The organism is Variovorax palleresanus (assembly GCF_051144945.1).
GTDB classification, from domain to species: Bacteria; Pseudomonadota; Gammaproteobacteria; order Burkholderiales; family Burkholderiaceae_C; genus Variovorax; species Variovorax paradoxus_S.
In genome coordinates this window covers 3,428,255-3,448,178 of the sequence record NZ_JBJNVP010000002.1, presented here as the reverse complement: position 1 = coordinate 3,448,178, position 19,924 = coordinate 3,428,255, and the positions used below count along the sequence as shown (strand labels likewise).

General features: G+C 68.0%; 18 protein-coding genes. 15 read left to right on the top strand and 3 right to left on the bottom strand.

The window, feature by feature from the left end:
- Positions 1–9: 9 nt before the first annotated feature.
- Both ACJ7Z0_RS19985 and ACJ7Z0_RS19980 read left to right on the top strand, forming a co-directional pair.
- On the top strand, positions 10–1,191 hold the full coding sequence (locus ACJ7Z0_RS19985) for an amidase (protein WP_434791230.1): 1,182 nt from the start codon (positions 10–12) through the stop codon (positions 1,189–1,191).
- 69 nt (positions 1,192–1,260) lie between these two features.
- Positions 1,261–1,611, top strand: a complete 351-nt coding sequence (locus tag ACJ7Z0_RS19980; protein WP_434791229.1) for a TfoX/Sxy family protein — start codon at positions 1,261–1,263, stop codon at positions 1,609–1,611.
- Here the strand turns inward: ACJ7Z0_RS19980 and ACJ7Z0_RS19975 are convergent.
- Positions 1,608–2,126, bottom strand: a complete 519-nt coding sequence (locus ACJ7Z0_RS19975; RefSeq protein ID WP_434791228.1) for an ureidoglycolate lyase — start codon at positions 2,124–2,126, stop codon at positions 1,608–1,610. The two genes, ACJ7Z0_RS19980 and ACJ7Z0_RS19975, sit on opposite strands and share 4 nt — an antisense overlap.
- Before the next feature lie 114 nt (positions 2,127–2,240).
- Here ACJ7Z0_RS19975 and ACJ7Z0_RS19970 point away from each other — a divergent pair, with 114 nt between their 5' ends.
- Entirely contained in the window at positions 2,241–2,468 is a 228-nt protein-coding gene (locus ACJ7Z0_RS19970; RefSeq protein ID WP_434791227.1) for a hypothetical protein, read from the top strand.
- Here the strand turns inward: ACJ7Z0_RS19970 and ACJ7Z0_RS19965 are convergent.
- Positions 2,453–3,373, bottom strand: a complete 921-nt coding sequence (locus tag ACJ7Z0_RS19965; RefSeq protein WP_431124915.1) for a LysR family transcriptional regulator — start codon at positions 3,371–3,373, stop codon at positions 2,453–2,455. The two genes, ACJ7Z0_RS19970 and ACJ7Z0_RS19965, sit on opposite strands and share 16 nt — an antisense overlap.
- 145 nt (positions 3,374–3,518) lie before the next feature.
- Here ACJ7Z0_RS19965 and ACJ7Z0_RS19960 point away from each other — a divergent pair, with 145 nt between their 5' ends.
- From ACJ7Z0_RS19960 to ACJ7Z0_RS19905, 12 genes are all read left to right on the top strand, one after another.
- On the top strand, positions 3,519–5,651 hold the full coding sequence (locus ACJ7Z0_RS19960) for a 3-hydroxyacyl-CoA dehydrogenase NAD-binding domain-containing protein (RefSeq protein WP_434791226.1): 2,133 nt from the start codon (positions 3,519–3,521) through the stop codon (positions 5,649–5,651).
- Positions 5,652–5,725: 74 nt separating this feature from the next.
- The gene (locus tag ACJ7Z0_RS19955; RefSeq protein ID WP_434791225.1) at positions 5,726–6,916 is read left to right on the top strand and encodes an acetyl-CoA C-acyltransferase; all 1,191 of its coding nucleotides are present in this window, start codon (positions 5,726–5,728) and stop codon (positions 6,914–6,916) included.
- A gap of 10 nt (positions 6,917–6,926) precedes the next feature.
- Positions 6,927–8,135, top strand: a complete 1,209-nt coding sequence (locus ACJ7Z0_RS19950) for an acyl-CoA dehydrogenase family protein (protein ID WP_434791224.1) — start codon at positions 6,927–6,929, stop codon at positions 8,133–8,135.
- Positions 8,136–8,148: 13 nt separating this feature from the next.
- Positions 8,149–9,291 carry an acyl-CoA dehydrogenase family protein gene (locus tag ACJ7Z0_RS19945; RefSeq protein ID WP_434791223.1) on the top strand — a complete coding sequence of 381 codons (1,143 nt, stop codon included), beginning with the start codon at positions 8,149–8,151 and terminating at the stop codon, positions 9,289–9,291.
- Positions 9,288–10,103, top strand: a complete 816-nt coding sequence (locus tag ACJ7Z0_RS19940; RefSeq protein WP_434791222.1) for an oxepin-CoA hydrolase, alternative type — start codon at positions 9,288–9,290, stop codon at positions 10,101–10,103. The genes ACJ7Z0_RS19945 and ACJ7Z0_RS19940 overlap by 4 nt, the downstream gene beginning before the upstream one ends.
- An 82-nt stretch (positions 10,104–10,185) precedes the next feature.
- A complete protein-coding gene (locus ACJ7Z0_RS19935; RefSeq protein WP_434792696.1) occupies positions 10,186–11,388 on the top strand; it encodes a CaiB/BaiF CoA transferase family protein in 1,203 nt (400 codons plus the stop codon).
- Positions 11,389–11,424: 36 nt separating this feature from the next.
- Entirely contained in the window at positions 11,425–12,426 is a 1,002-nt protein-coding gene (locus tag ACJ7Z0_RS19930) for a Bug family tripartite tricarboxylate transporter substrate binding protein (protein ID WP_434791221.1), read from the top strand.
- A 47-nt stretch (positions 12,427–12,473) separates the two neighbouring features.
- A complete protein-coding gene (locus tag ACJ7Z0_RS19925; protein WP_434791220.1) occupies positions 12,474–14,420 on the top strand; it encodes an acyl-CoA synthetase in 1,947 nt (648 codons plus the stop codon).
- 54 nt (positions 14,421–14,474) lie between these two features.
- Positions 14,475–15,479 carry a Bug family tripartite tricarboxylate transporter substrate binding protein gene (locus ACJ7Z0_RS19920; protein ID WP_434791219.1) on the top strand — a complete coding sequence of 335 codons (1,005 nt, stop codon included), beginning with the start codon at positions 14,475–14,477 and terminating at the stop codon, positions 15,477–15,479.
- 120 nt (positions 15,480–15,599) lie between these two features.
- Positions 15,600–16,181, top strand: coding sequence for a TRAP transporter small permease (locus tag ACJ7Z0_RS19915; protein ID WP_434791218.1), 582 nt, complete (start codon positions 15,600–15,602; stop codon positions 16,179–16,181).
- A complete protein-coding gene (locus ACJ7Z0_RS19910; protein ID WP_434791217.1) occupies positions 16,178–17,476 on the top strand; it encodes a TRAP transporter large permease in 1,299 nt (432 codons plus the stop codon). The genes ACJ7Z0_RS19915 and ACJ7Z0_RS19910 overlap by 4 nt, the downstream gene beginning before the upstream one ends.
- A gap of 392 nt (positions 17,477–17,868) precedes the next feature.
- A complete protein-coding gene (locus ACJ7Z0_RS19905; protein WP_434791216.1) occupies positions 17,869–18,906 on the top strand; it encodes a DctP family TRAP transporter solute-binding subunit in 1,038 nt (345 codons plus the stop codon).
- 34 nt (positions 18,907–18,940) lie between these two features.
- Here the strand turns inward: ACJ7Z0_RS19905 and ACJ7Z0_RS19900 are convergent, their stop codons facing one another.
- Complete coding sequence (locus ACJ7Z0_RS19900; RefSeq protein ID WP_434791215.1) at positions 18,941–19,921, bottom strand: GlxA family transcriptional regulator; 981 nt, start codon at positions 19,919–19,921, stop codon at positions 18,941–18,943.
- Between the last annotated feature and the right edge of the window lie 3 nt (positions 19,922–19,924).

Below are 19,924 nucleotides of genomic sequence, written 5' to 3'. Positions count from 1 at the left end.
TTCATCGCCATGCCGCTGCTCGACCCCGCACATGCCTTCGTTCCCTACCCCGACGTGCCCGTGCCGCGCGCCGGCACCGGTCCGCTGGCCGACCTGAGTTTTGCCGCCAAGGACTTGTTCGACGTGGCGGGCTACCCGACGGGTGGCGGCAGCCCCATCGTGCTGGCCATGTCGGGCATCAAGGCGCGCACCGCGCCCACCGTGCAGAAGCTGCTCGATGCTGGCGCCCGCTTTGTCGGCAAGACCGTGACCGACGAGCTCGCTTTCTCGATGAACGGCAACAACGCGCACTTTGGCGCGCCCGTCAACGGCGCGGCCAAGAACCGCATCACGGGAGGCAGCTCGTCGGGCTCCGCGTCGGCCGTGTCTTCGGGCCTGTGCGACTTCGCGCTCGGCACCGACACCGGCGGCTCGGTGCGTGCGCCGGCCAACCACTGCGGGCTGTACGGGCTGCGCCCGACGCACGGCCGCGTGAGCCTCGAAGGCGTTCTGGACCTGGCGCCCAGCCTGGACACCTGCGGCTGGTTCGCGCGCGACATCGGCACCTTCGCGCGCGTCGCCGACGTGCTGCTGGGCGACGACACGGCCGCGCTGCCGCAGCGCGTGCGGCTGCTGCGCCCCGAAGACGCCTGGTCGCTCGCCGTGCCGGCGGCGGCCGCCGCGCTCGCGGATGCCGCTGCGCGCGTGCAGGCTGTGCTCGGCGAAGCGAAAGGCACGACCGTTGCGCTCGACTCCTTCGATGCGATGTACTGGAACTTCCGCTACGTGCAGTCGCACGAGGCCTGGCTCACGGACGGCCCGCTGATCGAACGCTACGCGCCGCCGCTGGGCCCGGGCGTGGCCGAGCGCTTTGCGTGGTCGCGCGACGTGACCGATGCGCAGATCGCCGCCGGCCGCACCTTCCGCGCCGCCTTTCGCAGCCACCTGGCGGAACTGCTCGGGAGCGACGGCGTGCTGCTGATGCCGACCATGCCCGACATTGCGCCGCTGCGCAGCGAGGGCGAGGCCGGGCTGGAGGACTACCGCAACCGCGCGATCCGGATGCTTTGCATCGCCGGCCTCAGCGGCTTTCCGCAGTTGTCGATGCCGCTCGCGCAGCGCGAGGGCGCACCGCTCGGTATCTCGCTGCTCGGGCCGGCCGGGTCGGACCGCTCGTTGATTGCATTGGCGGAGCGCATTGCCGCAGGCTGACGCGCCGCGGCTTCGCTGGACTCGGCGACACTGCGCTCTTTCCATCCAGCGCCTGGCGCCAGCAACATCATGTCGGAAGCCTCGTCGCAGTTCGTCGATTTCATCGTGGACCGGCTCTCCGGAATCCCGCGCATCGCCAAGAGCCGTTTCTTTGGCGGAACGGGGCTGTCGGCCAATGCGACCCAATTCGCGATGATCATGGGCAGCACCGTGTACTTCGTCGTGGACAAGGACACCCGGCCGAAATACGAGAAGCTGGGCAGCAAATGCTTTGCCTACGACACGAAGGCCCGGCGGGTCCAGGTCAAGAAGTACTTCGAGGTCCCCATCGAGATCATCGAAGACCACGAAGCGCTGACGGCACTGGCAAGGGAAGCCGTTCTGGTGGCGCAAAGCCTTGCCAGGAAGAAACCCGCCTAGCCGTTCCAGTCGACGACCGCCGGCGCCGCCAGCGCGCAGGTGTCGCAATCGACCGCATCGCCGGCGCGCTCCACCACCACGAAGTCGCCGGCGTCCACTGCCAGCAGCGCGTGGTGCCAGGTGCCGGGCGCGAGCGTCACGCCCTGCAGCCCATCGGTGATGAACGCGGCGAGCGCGGCGGCCGAGGGAGCTTCACCAGGCGGTGCCACGACGATGACGAAGCGCCGCTCGCCCAACGGCACGAAGGTCTGGCTGCCGAGCGCGTGGCGCTCCATCTCCGTGACCTCGTGCGGAAAACGCCGCGCCTCTGCGCGGAACAGCGCGAGCATCGGCCGGCCGCCCGCGGCGCCAAGCTGCAGGTCGGCCACCAGGTCGAAGCGCTGCGCGTTGCCGCCGTTGATCGGGCGGCCTGTGCCGGCGGGCGCCGCCAGCACCGTGCCGTAGGGCGCGAAAGCTTGCGCTGTCAGCGGTTGCGCCGCAAGCGGCAGCAGGGCGTGGGGAGCACCATCGTTCATGCGGCGAGTACAGCAGAAAACATGCCGCGGGTCATCCCATCCCTGCCGGCGCCGGACCGGCAGGCGCTAAAGTCGCGGACTTCTTGTTCCTCCGCGCAGCCCTGCGCCTTCCCGATGCGACGCTCCCTCACCCTCTGCCTGCTCATTCCGGCCGCGCTCCTCGCGGCATGCGCAACGGGGCCGGCACCCCTCGTCACACGGCTGGGGGACGGCGTGTACAAGTCGCCCACGGCAAAGGACGCGGAGGCCTACTGCCGCAACTTCGGCGCCCCGCTGCGCTACCTCGACCCGAAGGCGGCAGCCCGCGCGCCGCAGGGCGAAGTCACCTACCGCTGCGACTGATCGGCCGGTTCGGCGCCAGGCGCCCGCACCCGCTCCAGGATGAAATCGATGAAGGTGCGGATCGCGCGCGTGTGCTGCCGGTTGGGCATGTAGAGCATGAACATCTGCGTGCCGAAGATGCTGAGGCGCCAGTCGTCGAGCGTGGTCACCACGTCGCCCTTGCGCACGTCCTCCTGCACCACGTAGTCGGGCACGAGGCCGATGCCCAGGCCCGCAAGGACGGCCTGGCGCAGGAACAGAAAGTTCTCCGAGATCAACGTCGGCTCCAAAATCACCTCGCGCCGCGTTTCCCCCTGGTAGGCCGACACGCGCAGCTGCCGGCCGATGACGGCCGCCGTGACCACCGGCGCGCCCTGCAGTTCGTCGAGCTGCACCGGCAACGGATGTTTTTCCGCATAGCCGCGTGAGGCGCAAGCCACATAGCGCACCGGCCCCAGGTCGCGCGCCACCAGGTTCTGCGGCGGCTCGGGCACCACGCGGATCGCAATGTCGACCTCGTCGCGCAGCAGGTCCTCGATGCGGTTCTCGAACACCACGTCGAGCACGATACCGGGGTATTGGCGCTTGAAGTCGATCAGCCAGTCGGCCATGACCAACTGGCCATAGCCGCTCGGCACGCTCAGGCGCACCCGGCCCTGCAGGCCCTGGCCCAGCGTGGTGACCGATTCTTTCGCGGCCAGCAGCTCAGTCTGGATGGCCACGCCGTGCTGGTACAGGCGCAGGCCGATCTCGGTCGGCTCGGCGCGGCGGGTGGTGCGCCGCACCAGCTGCGCGCCGACCGAGCGCTCCAGCTGGTTCAGGTGATAGCTGACGTTGGCGCGGCTCATCTTGAGCCGGCGCGCCGCCGCGCTCAGGTTGCCGGCGTCGAGGATTTCCACCAGCAGGGTCAGCGATTGGACGTCCATGCCCCGATTGTGTCAAAAATTCTTTGACAGTCTGTCAATGGACTATGCAATTGTCAAAGCGGCGGCGCGGACCAAGAATGCGAGGTTCACCCCAGAGCCTCGAGCCCCTCGCGTTGCAGGGCTCGCCACGCAAGAGACAAAGCACATGGCCACCTCAAGCTCCAGCCCCTCCACGTCTTCCGGTCCCGTCACCTTCGAACGTCGAGGCGACGTGTTCGTGGTGACCATCGACAACCCGCCCGTCAACGCCCTGGGCGTGGACGTGCGCCGCGGCCTCGTGGCTGCGATCGACGCGGCCGAGGCCGACAACGGCGCCGCCGCGGTGCTGATCGTCGGCGCGGGCCGCAACTTCATCGCCGGCGCCGACATCCGCGAGTTCGGCAAGACCCCGCAGCCGCCATCGTTGCCCGAGGTGTGCCTGAAGATAGAGAACTGCAGCAAGCCGGTGGTCGCCGCCATCCATGGCGCAGCCCTCGGCGGCGGTCTCGAAGTGGCGCTCTCGGCGCACTACCGCCTTGCCGCGCCTTCCGCCAAGCTGGGCCTGCCCGAAGTCGCGCTCGGCCTCCTGCCGGGTTCGGGAGGCACGCAGCGCGCGCCGCGCCTGATTGGCGTGAAGCCCGCGCTCGAACTGATGCTGAGCGGCCACCATGCGGGCGCGAAGGAAGCGCTGTCGCTCGGCCTCGTCGACCGGCTCGGCAACGAAGCCGACGCGCTCGCCGAAGGCCTCGCCTACGCGAACGAACTCGTCGCCGCCAAGGCCCCGGTGCGCCGCACGCGCGAAGCCACCGCGCTGGCCGATGCCGAAGCCAGCCGCGCCGCACTGGAGGCCGCGCGCACCGACACCGCCAAGAAGAGCCGCGGCCTGTTCTCGCCGATGAAGATCATCGAAGCGGTCGAAGCCGCGCTCACGCTGCCCTTCGCCGAAGGCATGGCGCTCGAGCGCAAGCTCTTCCTGCAATGCATCGATAGCCCGCAGCGCGCGGGATTGATCCACGCCTTCTTTGCCGAACGCGAAGTGCTGAAGGCGCCCGAAACCAAGGCGGCCAAGCCGCGCGCGCTCGACGCGGCCGGCATCGTCGGCGGCGGCACCATGGGCGCGGGCATTGCGGTGGCGATGCTCGACGCGGGCATGCCCGTGACCATGATCGAGCGCGACGAGCCCAGCCTCGCGCGCGGCCGCGCGCATGTCGAAAAGGTGTACGACGGCCTGATCAAGAAGGGCCGCATGACGCCCGAGGCCAAGGCCGCGGTGATGGCGCGCTTCTCGGGCTCCACGAGTTACGACGCGCTGGCGCAGGTCGACATCGTGGTCGAGGCCGTGTTCGAGGACATGGGCGTGAAGAAGGCTGTGTTCGCCGAACTCGACCGCGTGTGCAAGCCCGGTGCCGTGCTGGCCACCAACACCTCGTACCTCGACATCGACGAGATCGCGGCCAGCGTCTCGCGTCCGCAGGACGTGGTGGGCCTGCACTTCTTCTCGCCGGCCAACATCATGAAGCTGCTCGAGATCGTGGTGCCCGCGAAGGTGAGCGCCGACGTGGTCGCCACCGGCTTCGAGCTCGCGAAGAAGCTGAAGAAGGTGCCGGTGCGCGCCGGCGTGTGCGACGGCTTCATCGGCAACCGCATCCTGGCCGTGTACCGCCAGGCGGCCGACCACATGATGGAAGACGGCGCCTCGCCCTACCAGATCGACGAGGCGGTGCGCAACTTCGGCTATCCGATGGGGCCGTTCCAGGTGTCGGACCTGGCGGGCGGGGACATCGGCTGGGCCACGCGCAAGCGCAAGGCCGCCACGCGCGACCCGAAGGCGCGCTACGTGCAGATTGCCGACCGCATTTGCGAGCGCGGCTGGTTCGGCCAGAAGACGCAGCGCGGCTACTACCTGTACCCCGAAGGCGCGCGCACCGGCGTGCCCGACCCCGAGGTGCTGGCGATCATCGACGCCGAGCGCGAACGCGCGGGCATCACGCCGCGCGCCTTCACCGAGGAAGAAATCATGCGCCGCTACATGGCCGCGATGGTCAACGAAGGCGCCAACGTCGTGCACCAGCGCATCGCGCTGCGCCCGCTCGACGTGGACGTGACCTTTCTCTATGGCTACGGCTTTCCGCGCCACCGCGGCGGCCCGATGAAGTACGCCGACACCGTGGGCCTGCCCAAGGTGCTGGCCGACATCCGCGAGTTCGCGAAGGAAGACCCGTTGTTCTGGCAGCCCTCGCCGCTGCTGGTGGAGCTGGTCGAACGCGGCGCCGATTTCTCCAGCCTCAATCAAAACTGAAAACCTTGCGGGACAGACCAAGAAACTGCGCAGCAGTTTTTGCTCTGTCCTCAACTGACTAAGGAGCCCTCCCCATGCGCGAAGCCGTCATCGTTTCCACCGCCCGCACCCCGCTCACCAAGGCGCACCGCGGCGAGTTCAACATCACGCCCGGCGCCACGCTGGCCGCCTTTGCCGTGCGCGCGGCGGTCGAGCGCTCGGGTCTCGACCCGGCGTTGATCGAGGATGCGATCCTCGGCTGCGGCTACCCCGAAGGCACGACCGGCCGCAACATCGCGCGCCAGAGCATCATCCGCGCGGGCTTGCCGATCAGCATCGCCGGCACCACGGTGAACCGCTTCTGCGCTTCGGGCCTGCAGGCGATTGCCATGGCGGCGGGCCGCATCGTGGTGGATGGCGCGCCGGCCATGATCGCGGGCGGTGTCGAGAGCATCTCGCAGATCCGCGGCCGCAGCCCTGGCGACGGCGGCGACCTCAGCCTGGATCCGTGGATCGTCGAGCACAAGCCTGCGCTCTACATGGCGATGATCGAAACCGCCGACATCGTGGCGCAGCGCTACGGCATCAGCCGCGAGGCGCAGGACCGCTTCTCGGCCGAGAGCCAGCGCAAGACCGAAGAAGCGCAGCTCGCCGGCCGCTACAAGGACGAGATCGTCGCCTGCACCACCACGATGGCCGTGACCGACAAGGAGACCAAGGAAGTCAGCTACCGCGAAGTCACCGCCACGGAAGACAACTGCAACCGCCGCGGCACCACCTACGAGGCGCTTGCCAAGCTGAAGCCGGTGCTGGGCGAAGACAAGTTCATCACCGCGGGCAACGCCTCGCAGCTCTCCGATGGCGCCTCGGCCTGCGTGCTGATGGAAGCCAAGGATGCAGAACGCGCCAACCTCAAGCCGATGGGTGCGTTCCGCGGCCTGGCCGTGGCCGGCTGCGAGCCTGACGAGATGGGGATCGGCCCGGTGTTCGCGGTGCCCAAGCTGCTCGCGCGGCACGGCCTCAAGGTCGAGGACATCGGTCTGTGGGAACTCAACGAAGCATTCGCCTCGCAGTCGATCTACTGCCAGGAGAAGCTGGGCATTCCGCCGGAACGCCTCAACGTGAACGGCGGCGCGATCTCCATCGGCCATCCCTTCGGCATGACCGGCGCGCGCCTCGCGGGCCACGTGCTGATCGAGGGCAAGCGCCGCGGCGCGAAATACGCCGTGGTGACGATGTGCATCGCCGGCGGCATGGGCGCCGCGGGCCTGTTCGAAATCTACTGAGGAGCCGGCAATGGACCTGAACTTCACCCCCGAAGAAGAAGCCTTCCGCAGCGAGGTGCGCGCCTTCCTCGCCGACAAGCTGCCCGCTCGCCTCTCGGCGAAGGTCAGCGGCGGCAAGATCCTCGCCAAGGCCGACATGGAGGCGTGGCACGCCATCCTCAACGAGCGCGGCTGGCTCGCGAACCACTGGCCCGAGCAGTACGGCGGCCCGGGCTGGACGGCGGTGGAGAAGTTCATCTTCGAACACGAATGCGCGCTGGCCTTTGCGCCGCGCATCGTGCCCTTCGGCGTGAACATGCTCGGCCCGGTGCTCATCAGGTATGGCAACGAGGCACAGAAGCAGCGCTGGCTGCCGCGCATCCTGAACGGCGACGACTGGTGGTGCCAGGGTTACTCGGAACCCGGCGCGGGCTCCGACCTTGCGGCCGTGAAGACCTCGGCCGTGCGCGGCATCGATGCCCAAGGCGACCACTACATCGTGAACGGCCAGAAGACCTGGACCACGCTGGGCCAGCACGCCAACATGATCTTCTGCCTGGTGCGCACCAACCGCGAGGCGAAGAAGCAGGAGGGCATCAGCTTCCTCTTGATCGACATGCGCTCGCCGGGCGTCGAAGTGCGCCCGATCATCACGCTCGACGGCGAGCATGAGGTGAACGAGGTGTTCTTCTCCGACGTGCGCGTGCCGGCCGAGAACCTCGTGGGCGAAGAGAACAAGGGCTGGACCTGCGCCAAGTACCTGCTCACCTACGAGCGCACCAACATCGCGGGCGTGGGCTTCTCGGTGGCCGCGCTCGAACAGCTCAAGGGCATTGCCGCCACGCAGACGAAGAACGGCAAGCCGCTGGCGGAAGACCCGGCCTTCGCGGCGCGCATGGCGCGTGTCGAGATCGACCTGGAAAACATGAAGACGACGAACCTGCGCGTGATTGCGGCCGTGGCCGGCGGCGGCGTGCCGGGTGCGGAGAGCTCGATGCTGAAGATCCGCGGCACCGAGATCCGGCAGGAGATTTCGTCGCTCGCGCGCCGCGCGATGGGTGTGTACGGTCGGCCCTTCATCGAGCAAGCGCTGCACGACGGCTTCGACGGCGAGACCTTCGGCCCGGCCTACGCATCGGCCGCCGCGGCGCGCTACTTCAACAACCGCAAGCTGTCGATCTTCGGCGGCTCCAATGAAATCCAGAAGAACATCATCTCCAAGATGATCCTCGGGCTGTAAAGGAGACACGCACATGAACTTCGAACACACCGAAGACCGGCGCATGCTCGCCGACAGCCTGAACCGCTTCATCGCCGAGCAGTACGCCTTCGATGCGCGCGACCGCATCGCGAAGTCCGAGCACGGCTTCAGCAAGGAGATCTTCCAGCAGTTCGCCGAACTGGGCGTGATCGGCGCGCTGTTCAGCGAAGCCGACGGCGGCTTCGGTGGCGGCGGCTTCGACATCGCCGTCGTCTTCGAGGCGCTGGGCCGAGGCCTCGTGGTCGAGCCGCTGCTGGGCGCGGTGATGGTCGGCGAGGCGCTCAGCGCCGCCGGCAGCGATGCGCAGAAGGAGAAGCTCGGCGACATCATCAACGGCCTCACCGTCGCGGCCTTTGCGCACGACGAAGCCGACACGCACTACGAACGCACGCGCGTGGCGACCCGCGCCGAGCACAGCGGCGATGGCTGGGCGCTGAACGGTGCCAAGGCTGTCGTTCCGCAGGGCGAGCAGGCCGACCTGTTCCTGGTCTCCGCCCGCACTTCCGGCAACGTCGACGACGAAGCCGGCATCTCGCTGTTCCTCGTGCCCGCGAAGACGGCAGGCCTCACGGTGCGCGGCTGCCCCGCCATCGACGGAGGCCGCGTTGCCGAACTCACGCTCGACGGCGTGACGCTGGGCGCCGACGCGCTGCTCGGCACCGAAGGCCAGGGCAGTGCGACGCTGGAACGCGCCATCGGCCGCGGCGTGCTCGCGCTGTGCGCCGAAGCCGTGGGCGCGATGGAAGCCGCCAAGACCGCGACGCTCGACTACCTGCGCACACGCAAGCAGTTCGGCATCCTGATCGGCAGTTTCCAGGCGCTGCAGCACCGCATGGCGGATCTGCTGCTCGAGATCGAACAGGCCCGTTCGGCCGTGATCAATGCCGCGGCCGCCATCGACGGCACCGACCGCGTGGCGCGCGAGCGCGCGCTGTCGGCCGCCAAGTTCAGCATCGGGCGCATCGGCGCGCTGGTGGCAGAAGAAAGCATCCAGATGCACGGCGGCATCGGTATGACGTGGGAGCTGCCGCTGCCGCACTACGCCAAGCGGCTCGTGATGATCGACCACCAGCTCGGCGATGAAGACCACCACCTGCAGCGCTACATTGCGCTGGGCAAGGAGCTGGCAGCATGACGGAAAAGACCGTTCTCATCAGCCAGCAAGGCGCCGTCCGCATCCTGACCAACAGCAACCCCGACGCGCGCAATGCGATCACGCCGACGCTGTACGCGGAACTGAGCGCCGCGCTCACCGATGCGGAGAACGACCCGGAAGTCGGCGCCATCGTCTTCACCGGCGCGGGCGATTTCTTCTGCTCCGGCGGCGACCTGAACCTGCTGGCCAAGCGCCGCGAGCTGCCCGCCTCGGAGCGCCGCGAAAAGCTCGAAGGCCTGCACGACCTGATCCGTGCGATCCGCGATTGCGGCAAGCCCGTCATCGCGGCGGTCGAAGGCGGCGCGGCCGGCGCGGGCCTTTCGATGGCGCTGGCCTGCGACATGCTGGTGTCGGCGCGCGATGCGTTCTACACGGTCGCCTACGTCAAGGTCGGCCTCACGCCCGACGGCGGCGCGACGGCCTTCCTCTCGGAGTTCGTCTCGCGCCAGGTGCTGACCGAGATGTGCCTGACCGGCGACCGCATGCCGGCCGAGCGCCTGCATGCATTGGGCGCGGTCAACCGGTTGACCGACAAGGGCGCCGCACTGGCCGAGGCCATTGCGCTCGCGGCCAAGGTAGCCAATGGCCCGCAGCGCGCAAGCGCACGCATCAAGACGCTGTGCCGCCAGGCCCACCGCGCCACGCTCGAAGAGCAGCTCGAAGCCGAGGCCGTGTACATGGTCGAGTCGCAAGCGGATGCCGAAGCGGCCGAAGGCATCGGCGCTTTTCTCGGCAAGCGCACGGCGGATTTCTCCGCGCTGCGCCGCCAGAAGCCCAACCCGTCGTCCTGACGCCGCCGCCCCGATCCACCCGACTTCACGCCTCGCACACGCTGCGGGGCTTTCTCGTTTTCAGGGAGTTGCCCTCATGCCCATGCTCAATTCATCGCTGCCGCTCGCCGGCGTGCGCGTTCTCGATCTGTCCCGCATCCTGGCGGGCCCCTGGTGCGGCATGGTGCTGGCCGACATGGGCGCCGAAGTGATCAAGGTCGAGCACCCGGGCCGCGGCGACGACACGCGCGACTGGGGCCTGCGCGTCGGCAAGACCGAGACTGCCTACTTCAACAGCGTGAACCGCAACAAGCGCTCGGTCACGCTCGACCTGCAGACGCCCGAAGGCCAGCAGATCGCGCGCGACCTTGCGAAGCAATGCGACGTGGTGATCCAGAACTTCAAATTCGGCGGCATCGACAAGCTCGGGCTCGGCTACGAGCAACTCAGCAAGGCGCAGCCGGGGCTCATCTACTGCTCGATCTCGGGCTACGACCGCACCGGCCCCGAGGCCGCACGGCCCGGCTACGACCTCGTGGTGCAGGGCGAAGCCGGCCTGATGGCGCTCAACGGCGAAGCCAACCAGCCGCCGCTGAAGTTCGGCGTGGCCATGGTCGACCTGTTCACCGGCATGTATTCGGCGCAGGCCATCCTCGCCGCGCTCTACCAGCGCGAGAAGACCGGCAAGGGCCGTCACGTGGAGATGGCGCTGTTCGACTGCGGCCTGATGATCACCGCCTACTACGGGCTGGAGGCGCTGCTGATGGGCGAAGACCCGCCGCGCTACGGCAACTCGCATCCGTCGATCGTGCCGTATGGCGTGTTCGATGCGGCCGACGGCCCGCTGGTGATCACCGTGGGCAATAACGCGCAGTTCGCGCGCTTCTGCACCGAAGTGATCGAACGGCCCGACCTCGCCGCCGACGAGCGCTTCAAGACCAACATCCTGCGTTCGGCGAACCGTGCGGTGCTGCTGCCCGAGCTGCACGCCGAACTGGCCAGGCGCCAACGTGTCGACCTGCTCGCGAAGCTCACGAAATCGGGCATTCCCTGCGGCGAGGTGCTCGGCCTGCTCGAAGCGCTCAACTCCAAGCGTGCCACCGATGCCGGCCTTGTCACCGAGCAGCCGCATCCGGTGGCGGGCAAGGTCGACGTGCTGGCTCCCCCCTATCGCTTCGACGGCGAACGCCTGCCCGTGCGCAGCGCGCCGCCGCAACTGGGCGAAGGCACGCACGAGGTGCTGCAGTCTCTGCTCGGCCTCTCCGACGACAGGCTTGCGCAACTGAAAGCGAACGGCGTCGTCTGAAGACGCCCCTCTTCTTCCGATCCCTTGAACAAGTCCATGGCATTTCCTTCTTCTTTTCGTTCCCTTCGCAATCCCGCACGCCGTGCGCTCATCGCTCTGGCCCTTCCTCTGGTGGCCGGCGCAGCGTTCGCGCAGGCCTGGCCGACCAAGCCGATCACCGTCATCGTGCCCTTTCCGCCCGGCGGTCCGACCGACGTCGCCACGCGCATCGTGGCGCAGAAGATGTCGCAGGGCCTGAAGCAGAACGTGCTGATCGACAACCGCAGCGGCGCCTCAGGCACCATCGGCGCCGCGGTGGCCGCCAAGGCGGCGCCCGACGGCTACACCTTCGTGATGCTGGCCACGCCCACGCTGCTGGCCGCGCACCTGTACGGCCAGGCGCCCTACGACATCTTCAAGAGCTTCACGCCCGTGGGCACCGTGTACGACCTGCCGATCGTCATGGTGGTCAATCCCAAGTCGCTGCCCGAAGTGACCGGCCTGCAGGGCCTGATCGCCAAGGCCAAGGCCGAGGGCGGCAAGCTCAACTACACGACCGCGGGCGCCGGCAGCTTCGGCCACCTGACGACCGAGCAGCTCAAGAACATCGGCAAGTTCGAGATGCAGCACGTGCCCTACCGCGGCAGCGCGCCGGCGGTGACCGACCTGATCGGCGGGCAGGTGCCTGCGATGTTTTCGGACCTCGTGGCGGTGATGCCGCACATCCGCGCCGGCACGCTGCGGGCCATTGCGGTCGGCTCGGGCAAGCGCGTGAACCTGCTGCCCGAGGTGAAGACTGTCGCCGAGCAGGGCTTTCCCGGCTTCGATGCGACCTCATGGGGCGGGCTGCTGGCACCGACCGGCACACCCAAGGACGTGGTCGACCGCATGAGCGTCGAGCTGAAGTCCGCGCTGGCCGACAAGGAGGTGCAGGACAAGCTCGAAAGCGTCGGCTCCTTCGCGGCCTATCGCACGCCCGAGCAGACCGGCGTGCGCATGCGCCAGGACTTCGAACGCTGGGGCAAGGTCATTCGCGACAACAACATCACGAACCAGTAAAACAGCGATTCGCGCGCGGCCGGCCAGAGACAACATCAGGAGACGACATGACAGGCAACGACAAGAAGACAAGTCCGGGCGGGGCACCGTTCCGCCCCCTGTTGCCGGTTCGCAGCCTGGCAGACATCCGCAAGCTCGAAGAGACGCCGCTTGCGCAGGCGCTGACGGTTCGCAGCACCTACGAGATCTTCCGCAGTGCGGGTGCGGCCTTCGGAAACAAGACTGCGCTGACCTTTCTGCGCACCGGCAACCCGGCCGACGAGCCGATCCGCTGGTCGTATGCCGAGCTGCTCGCGCGCATCCACCAGACCGCGAACATGCTGCACGCCCTGGGCGTGGGCCCCGATGACGCGGTGGCGGTGCTGCTGCCGGGCTGCCTGGAGTACCACCTCGCGCTCTGGGGCGGCGAGGCGGCCGGCATCGTGCAGCCGCTCAACCCGCTCTTGACCGACGAGAAGCTGGTGGCGCTGATGACCGCCGGCCGCGCCAAGGTGCTGATCGCCTACGGCTCCGACAGCGAGGCGGGCATGTGGTCGAAGGCGATGCGTTTGCGCGGGCAGGTGCCTACGCTCACGACCGTGCTGCGCGTGGCGCCGCACGACGAGGCGCCGGGCAAGGCGGGCGCGCTGCCCGTCGGCGTGGCCGAGTTCGACGTGCTGCGTTCGGCACAACCGTCTGATCGCCTCGTGAGCGGCCGCGACATCGCACCGACCGACATCGCCGCCTACTTCCACACCGGCGGCACCACCGGCGCCCCGAAGCTCGCGCGCCACAGCCACGGTGCGCAGGTGTTCACCGCATGGGCCAGCGTGCAGGTCGCGGGCATGAACGAGCAAGGCATCTCCATCAACGGTTATCCGCTGTTCCACGTGGCGGGCGTGTTGCCGGCCTCGCTGGCGTCGCTCTCGGCCGGTGTGGAGGTGATCATTCCGACGACCTCGCTGCTGCGCAACAAGGAGGTGCTCGCCAACTACTGGAAGCTGGTCGAAAAGTACCGGCCGACCTCGCTCTCGGCCGTGCCCACGGTGCTTGCCGCGCTGGCGAACGTGCCGCTCAATGGCGCCGACATTTCATCGATCGGCTATTGCCGCACGGGCGCCGCCGTGCTCTCGCCGGAACTGGCCGCGCGCTTCGAGCGCCTGTTCGGCCTGCACGTGCACGAGAGCCTGGGCATGACCGAGATGGCGGGCATCTCGACCATCACGCCGCCCGGCGTGGACGGGCCCGCGGGCTGCGTCGGCTTTCCGCTGCCCTACATGCGGATGCGCATCGTGGCGCTCGACGAGAACGGCAACGCCAGCGACCGCGACCTGCCGCCGGGCGAGCAGGGCATGGTGCTATTCGAGTCGCCCAACCTGTTCTCGGGTTTCGTCGATCCGGCCGACAACGCCAAGGCCTTCACCGCCGATGGCTGGCTTGCGACCGGCGACCTGGGATGGATCGACGGCGAAGGGCGGCTCAACCTCAGCGGCCGCTCGAAGGACCTGATCATCCGCAGCGGCCACAACATCGACCCCAAGGTGATCGAGGACGCGCTGGGCGCGCATCCCGCGGTGCAGCTGTGCGCGGCGGTGGGCGCGCCCGATGCGTATGCGGGCGAACTGCCGGTGGTCTTTGCCACGCTGGTGCCGGGCGCATCGGCCACCGAGGACGAATTGCTGGCCTTCACGGCCGCGCGCGTCGACGAGGCGCCGGCCAAACCCAAGTCGGTGATCGTCATCGAGAACATGCCGATGACCAACGTCGGCAAGATCTACAAGCCCGAACTTCGCGCGATGGCCGCGAGCCGCGTGGTGGCGGCTGACGTGGCGCAAATCTGCGACGAGCTCGGCGTGGCGGAAGCCGCACGGCCGAGCGTGCGCGGCGAGGGCGAGAGCCTGGTGCAGGTGCGCATCGATGCGGGGGCTGCAGGCGCGCTCGCTGCATTGCTGGAGGAGCGGATCCGCACGGCGCTCGAGCCGCTTCCATTCAAGACGCGGGTGCTCGTGGAATAGCCACGCCCCGTTTCCTTCGCCAACCAAACAACGACATCCGGAGACATCGCAAACATGAACGCAACTTTCACCCCTCGCGGGCTCACCCGCCGCGCCCTGCACTGCGGCATCGCCTCGCTCGCGCTTGCGGCCGCCGGCGCCAGCTGGGCGCAGACCTATCCGAACAAGCCGATCCGCATGGTGGTGCCCTTTGCCCCTGGCGGGGCGACCGACGTGCTGGCCCGCGTGCTGGGCGAGAAGATGGCGGCCGGGCTGGGCCAGCCCGTCATCATCGACAACAAGCCCGGCGCCGCCGGAATCATCGGCACCGATGCCGTGGCCAAGGCGCCGGCCGACGGCTACACCATCGTGCTGTCGCTGAGCAACTCGCTTCTGACCAACCAATTCCTGTACGAGAAGCTGCCCTACGACACGCAGCGCGACCTCACGCTGGTCTATCAGATTGCCACTGCACCGCTGGTGCTGGTGGTTCACCCGAGCGTGCCCGCCAACACCGGGCCCGAACTGCTGAAGTACGTGGTCGCCAACAAGGGCAAGGTGGCTTACGGCTCTTACGGCGTGGGCGCCTACCCGCACCTGGCGGGCGCGCACATGAGCCTCACGCAGAAGGCCGAGATGAACCACATCGCCTACAAGGGCGAATCGCCGATGCTGCAGGACCTGATCGGCGGCCAGATCCAGATGGCCTTTGCGAGCGCGCTGGTGGCCAAGCCGCACATCGAAGCCGGCAAGCTCAAAGCCATCGGCGTGAGCGGCGAACGCCGCATGGCAACGCTGCCCAACGTGCCCACGCTGGCCGAGCAGGGGCTGAAGGACGAGGCCTACCGCGTGACCGGCTGGCTCGCCATCGCCATGCCGGCCGGCACGCCCAAGCCGATCGTGCAGCGCATTGCCGACGAGGTGGGCAAGGCCACCCGCCAGCCCGACGTGCAGGCGCGCGTGGCGGCCATGGGCTTCGACCTGAAGGAGAGCTCGCCCGAGGCTTTCAACGCGGTGTACAAGAAGGAAAGCCCGGTCTGGGAGCGCCTGATCAAGGACTCGGGCGCCAAGCTCGAGTAGCCCGCCAAGGGCCTCGAGGGGTCGAAGGGAACTGAGGAACGGGGCCGCAGCTTAGGAAAACCCCGATGAACGGATGGTCATGGATCGTTACCATTCATAGCTGCTTCCCCTTCTCCCTCGATGACCACTCCCAACGAGTCCGGCCCGCTGCTGGACGCCGCCAGCCCCCTTCCCCCAGACATCGAAGCCGCCGACGAGCCCACCAAGGTGCCGCTCGCCATCGAAGACTGGCTCACCGTCATCATCATGGGCGCGCTGGCGCTCATCACCTTTGCCAACGTGCTGGTGCGCTACTTCACCGACTCTTCGTTTGCGTGGACGGAGGAGTTCTCGGTTTTCCTGATGATCATGCTGGCGCTGGTGGCCGGCTCGGCCGCAGTGGCGCGCGACCGGCACATCCGCATCGAGTATTTTTCCGAGAACGGATCGATGGCACGCCGCAAGCGGCTCGCGCAATTCGGCGCGCTGATGATCGCCATCCTCTTCGCGCTGATCGGCGCGCTCAGCATTCGCATGGTGTGGGACGACTACCGTTTCGACGAAACGACGCCGGGTATCGGGCTGCCGGCCTGGTGGTATTCGATGTGGCTGCCGATCGTGTCCTTTGCCATCGCGCTGCGCGCGGTGGGCCTGATGATCCGCCGCGGCCGCAAGGAATACGGCGACAACGAAAACCGCACCGGCAAGGGCGACGCATCGTGATCGCCACCCTGCTCTTCGTCGCCTTCGTCGCGATGATGCTGGTAGGCGTGCCCATCGGCGCCGCGCTGGGCCTGGCCGGCGCCGCCTGCATTGCACTTGCCAACAGCGACGCCCAATGGTTCGGCCTACTGGCCGTGCCGCAGAACTTCTATGCCGGCCTCGGCAAATATCCGCTGCTGGCCATTCCGATGTTCGTGCTGGTGGGCTCCATCTTCGACCGTTCGGGCGTGGCGCTGCGGCTCGTGAACTTTGCGGTGGCCATCGTCGGGCGCGGCCCTGGCATGCTGCCGCTGGTGGCCATTGCGGTGGCGATGTTCCTCGGCGGCATCTCCGGCTCGGGCCCGGCCAATGCCGCGGCCGTGGGCGCGGTGATGATCGCGGCCATGTCGCGCGCGGGCTACCCGGCGGCTTTCTCGGCCAGCGTGGTGGGCGCCGCGGCGGCCACCGACATCCTGATTCCACCCTCGGTCGCGTTCATCGTGTATTCGGTGCTGGTGCCCGGCGCCTCGGTACCGGCGCTGTTCGCGGCCGGCATGATCCCCGGCGTGATGGCCGGCTTGGCGCTGATGATTCCGGCCGTGCTGCTGGCCCGCCAGCACAAGATGGGCGCGCTCGAATCGACGCTGCCGCGCCCGCCGTTCTGGAAGAGTTTTCGCGAAGCGATCTGGGGCCTGGCGGCGCCGGTGCTCATTCTGGGTGGCATGCGCGCGGGCTGGTTCACGCCGACCGAAGCGGCGGTGGTGGCGGTGTTCTACGGACTCTTCGTGGGCATGTGCGTGCACCGGACCATCAAGGTGCGCGACCTGTTCGTCATATTGCGCGAATCGGGCGAGCTCTCGGCGGTGATCCTGCTGGTGGTGTCGCTCGCGGGCATCTTCGCGTACTCGCTCTCGACGCTCGGCATCATCGACCCGGTGACGCGCGCCATCGTGAATTCGGGCCTGGGCGAATACGGCATCCTGGCGCTCCTGATCCTGCTGCTGATCACGGTGGGCATGTTCCTGGACGGTGTGTCGATCTTCCTGATCTTCGTTCCGCTGTTGCTGCCGATCGTGCAGTACTACAAGTGGGACCCGGTGTGGTTCGGCGTGATCCTCACGCTCAAGGTGGCGCTCGGCCAGTTCACGCCGCCGCTCGCGGTCAACCTCATGGTGTCGTGCCGCATCGCGAAGGTGCGCATGGAGGAAACCGTGCGGTGGGTGGGCTGGATGCTGTTCTCGATGTTCGTGGTGATGGTGCTGGTGATCGCGTTCCCTGAGCTCGCGCTTTGGTTGCCGCGCAAGCTGGGGTATTGAGATGACGCCCTGCGCTGTTCGTGAAGTGCTTCGTTCGGCGTGTGGTCACGCTTCAGGGCGCGCTCCCGCCGACGGGGTACCTTGCTCCGCGAATGTCCCCCGGCCTGCGGCCTCCTCCTTTATTTCGCTGCGCAAGGCACCCCATCGACGGGATCGTTGTTCGGAGCGGTGGTTGATCGAGCGGAACAAGAGCAGCGCTTTGTGTGCGCAGGGCGCCGGGTACTCCCCGCAGCGAAATAAAGGAGGAGGGCGAAGCCCGGGGGACATTCGCGGAGGGGAGTACCCGGTGGCCTGTGCACGCGCCCTGAACGTTCCCGACCCCATAGCGCCGCTCAGTACCGTTCCCCCAAACATCCATGCTTAGTTGTGTTCAGAAAACAAGGAGACCTCTCATGAAATTCCGCCGTACTCTGCTCGGCCTTGCCGCCGTTGCCACCACACTCGGCTTCTTTTCGACCGGCGCCATGGCGCAGGCCGCCTACAAGCCCGAATACAAGATGTCCCTGGTGCTCGGCCCGCCGACCCCTTGGGGCCAGGCCGGGAAGATCTGGGCCGACCTCGTGAAGGAGCGCACCCAGGGCCGCATCAACATCAAGCTCTACCCTGGCGTGTCGCTCATTCAAGGCGACCAGACCCGCGAGTTCAGCGCGCTGCGCCAGGGCGTGATCGACATGGCCGTGGGCTCGACCATCAACTGGTCGCCGCAAGTGAAGCAGCTCAACCTGTTCTCCATGCCCTTTTTGATGCCCGACTATGCGGCCATCGACGCGCTCACCCAAGGCGAAGTCGGCAAGGAAATGTTCAAGACCCTCGACAAGGCCGGCGTGGTGCCGCTCGCCTGGGGCGAGAACGGCTACCGCGAAATCACCAACTCGAAAAAGCCGATCAAGTCGCCCGAAGACCTGAAGGGCATGAAGATCCGCGTCGTCGGCTCGCCGATCTATTCCGACATGTTCACCGCCCTCGGCGCCAACCCCACGCAGATGAGCTGGGCCGACGCACAGCCCGCGCTCGCCAGCGGCGCGGTCGACGGCCAGGAGAATCCGCTCTTCCTGTTCACCGTGCTCAAGATGCAGAACGTGGGACAGAAGTTCGTGACCACCTGGGGCTACGTCGCCGACCCGCTGGTCTTCGTGGTCAACAAGGAAATCTGGGCCTCGTGGACCCCAGCCGACCAGGCCATCGTGCGCCAGGCCGCCGTCGATGCCGGCAAGCAGGAGATCGAACTCGCGCGCAAGGGCCTCGTCGAAGCCGACAAGCCGGTGCTGAAGGACATCGCCGGCATGGGCGTGACCGTGACGCAGCTCACGCCCGCCGAGCGCGAAGCCTTCGTGAAAGCCACGCGCCCGGTGTACGACAAGTGGAAGAACACGGTGGGCGCGGACCTGGTGGCAACGGCCGAGAAGGCGATCGCGGCGCGCAAGAAGTAGCAAGTCAGCGCAGCACGCCGATATTGCGGGCGCGTCAGGCGCCGTAACCGCCTTCGCGGTAGCGGCTCGGATTGGCGCCCGCCATCTTCTTCATCAGGCGCCTGAGGGCCGTGGCGTCCTGATAACCCACGGCGCCGGCCACCTGGTCGACCGTCATCCGGCTGGTCTCGAGCAGCACGCGCGCGCGCCGCAGCCGCACGCTCTGCACCAGCGCCTGCGTGCTCTTGCCGGTGGCCTTGCGGATGTGGCGCGCCAGCGTGCGCTGCGACATGCAGAACTCGCTCGCCAGCACGCTCACCGCGGGCGCATCCGGCAGCGCCGACGCGACCCGCGCGGCGAGCCGCGCCACAAGGTCGTTGCCGTTGGCCAGAACCTCCGGCACGATGAACGGCGCCTGTGCCTGCCGCCCGTCGATCAGGAGCACGCGCGAGACCAGGTCGGTGAGGGCACTGCCGCAACGCTCGCGCAGCAGGTGCAGCATGAGGTCGGTCTGCGCGAACGCGGCGCCGGCCGTGACCACCGGCCCGTCGGCACACACCATGCGGTCGGCATCGACAGTGCAGCCGGGCGCCATGCGCGCGAGCAGCGGCGCATACCACCACGAGATCGTCGCGCGGCGTCCTTGAAGCAGGCCTGCGGCGTTCAGCAGGAACACCGCCGAGCACGAGGCCGCGACCTGCCCGCCGGACTTCACATGCCGCGCGAGGCCCGTGATGGCCTTGGCCGCATCGTCGCTTTCGAGGCACTGGTGAATCTCGCCGGGCGTGTTGAGCCCGAGCCCCGGCACCACCCATGTCGAGCGGTCGTCACGGGGCCGCGCAGGCAAGCGGGCGGTGTCCAGGCTCATGCCGGCCTGCAGCCGCACCGGGCCGCCTTGCACCGAGCATATCCGCCAGCGCGGCGGCGCCACGCCGGCTCGGGCGGCCACCGCCCGCGCTGCGCGCAGGATGTCGAGCGTGACCGCCACGCTGGAGTTGAAGGCGCCCGGCAGCACCAGCACCGTGAAGTCGTTCATGTC

Excerpts from the sequence above, each read along its gene's own strand:
- ACJ7Z0_RS19965 (WP_431124915.1), bottom strand. The coding sequence starts at position 3,373 with ATGGACGTCCAATCGCTGACCCTGCTGGTGGAAATCCTCGACGCCGGC.
- ACJ7Z0_RS19975 (WP_434791228.1), bottom strand. The coding sequence starts at position 2,126 with ATGAACGATGGTGCTCCCCACGCCCTGCTGCCGCTTGCGGCGCAACCG.
- ACJ7Z0_RS19950 (WP_434791224.1), top strand. The coding sequence starts at position 6,927 with ATGGACCTGAACTTCACCCCCGAAGAAGAAGCCTTCCGCAGCGAGGTG.
- ACJ7Z0_RS19920 (WP_434791219.1), top strand. The coding sequence starts at position 14,475 with ATGAACGCAACTTTCACCCCTCGCGGGCTCACCCGCCGCGCCCTGCAC.
- ACJ7Z0_RS19940 (WP_434791222.1), top strand. The coding sequence starts at position 9,288 with ATGACGGAAAAGACCGTTCTCATCAGCCAGCAAGGCGCCGTCCGCATC.
- ACJ7Z0_RS19945 (WP_434791223.1), top strand. The coding sequence starts at position 8,149 with ATGAACTTCGAACACACCGAAGACCGGCGCATGCTCGCCGACAGCCTG.
- ACJ7Z0_RS19970 (WP_434791227.1), top strand. The coding sequence starts at position 2,241 with ATGCGACGCTCCCTCACCCTCTGCCTGCTCATTCCGGCCGCGCTCCTC.
- ACJ7Z0_RS19900 (WP_434791215.1), bottom strand. The coding sequence starts at position 19,921 with ATGAACGACTTCACGGTGCTGGTGCTGCCGGGCGCCTTCAACTCCAGC.
- ACJ7Z0_RS19960 (WP_434791226.1), top strand. The coding sequence starts at position 3,519 with ATGGCCACCTCAAGCTCCAGCCCCTCCACGTCTTCCGGTCCCGTCACC.
- ACJ7Z0_RS19985 (WP_434791230.1), top strand. The coding sequence starts at position 10 with ATGCCGCTGCTCGACCCCGCACATGCCTTCGTTCCCTACCCCGACGTG.
- ACJ7Z0_RS19905 (WP_434791216.1), top strand. The coding sequence starts at position 17,869 with ATGAAATTCCGCCGTACTCTGCTCGGCCTTGCCGCCGTTGCCACCACA.
- ACJ7Z0_RS19935 (WP_434792696.1), top strand. The coding sequence starts at position 10,186 with ATGCTCAATTCATCGCTGCCGCTCGCCGGCGTGCGCGTTCTCGATCTG.
- ACJ7Z0_RS19925 (WP_434791220.1), top strand. The coding sequence starts at position 12,474 with ATGACAGGCAACGACAAGAAGACAAGTCCGGGCGGGGCACCGTTCCGC.
- ACJ7Z0_RS19980 (WP_434791229.1), top strand. The coding sequence starts at position 1,261 with ATGTCGGAAGCCTCGTCGCAGTTCGTCGATTTCATCGTGGACCGGCTC.
- ACJ7Z0_RS19930 (WP_434791221.1), top strand. The coding sequence starts at position 11,425 with ATGGCATTTCCTTCTTCTTTTCGTTCCCTTCGCAATCCCGCACGCCGT.
- ACJ7Z0_RS19915 (WP_434791218.1), top strand. The coding sequence starts at position 15,600 with ATGACCACTCCCAACGAGTCCGGCCCGCTGCTGGACGCCGCCAGCCCC.
- ACJ7Z0_RS19955 (WP_434791225.1), top strand. The coding sequence starts at position 5,726 with ATGCGCGAAGCCGTCATCGTTTCCACCGCCCGCACCCCGCTCACCAAG.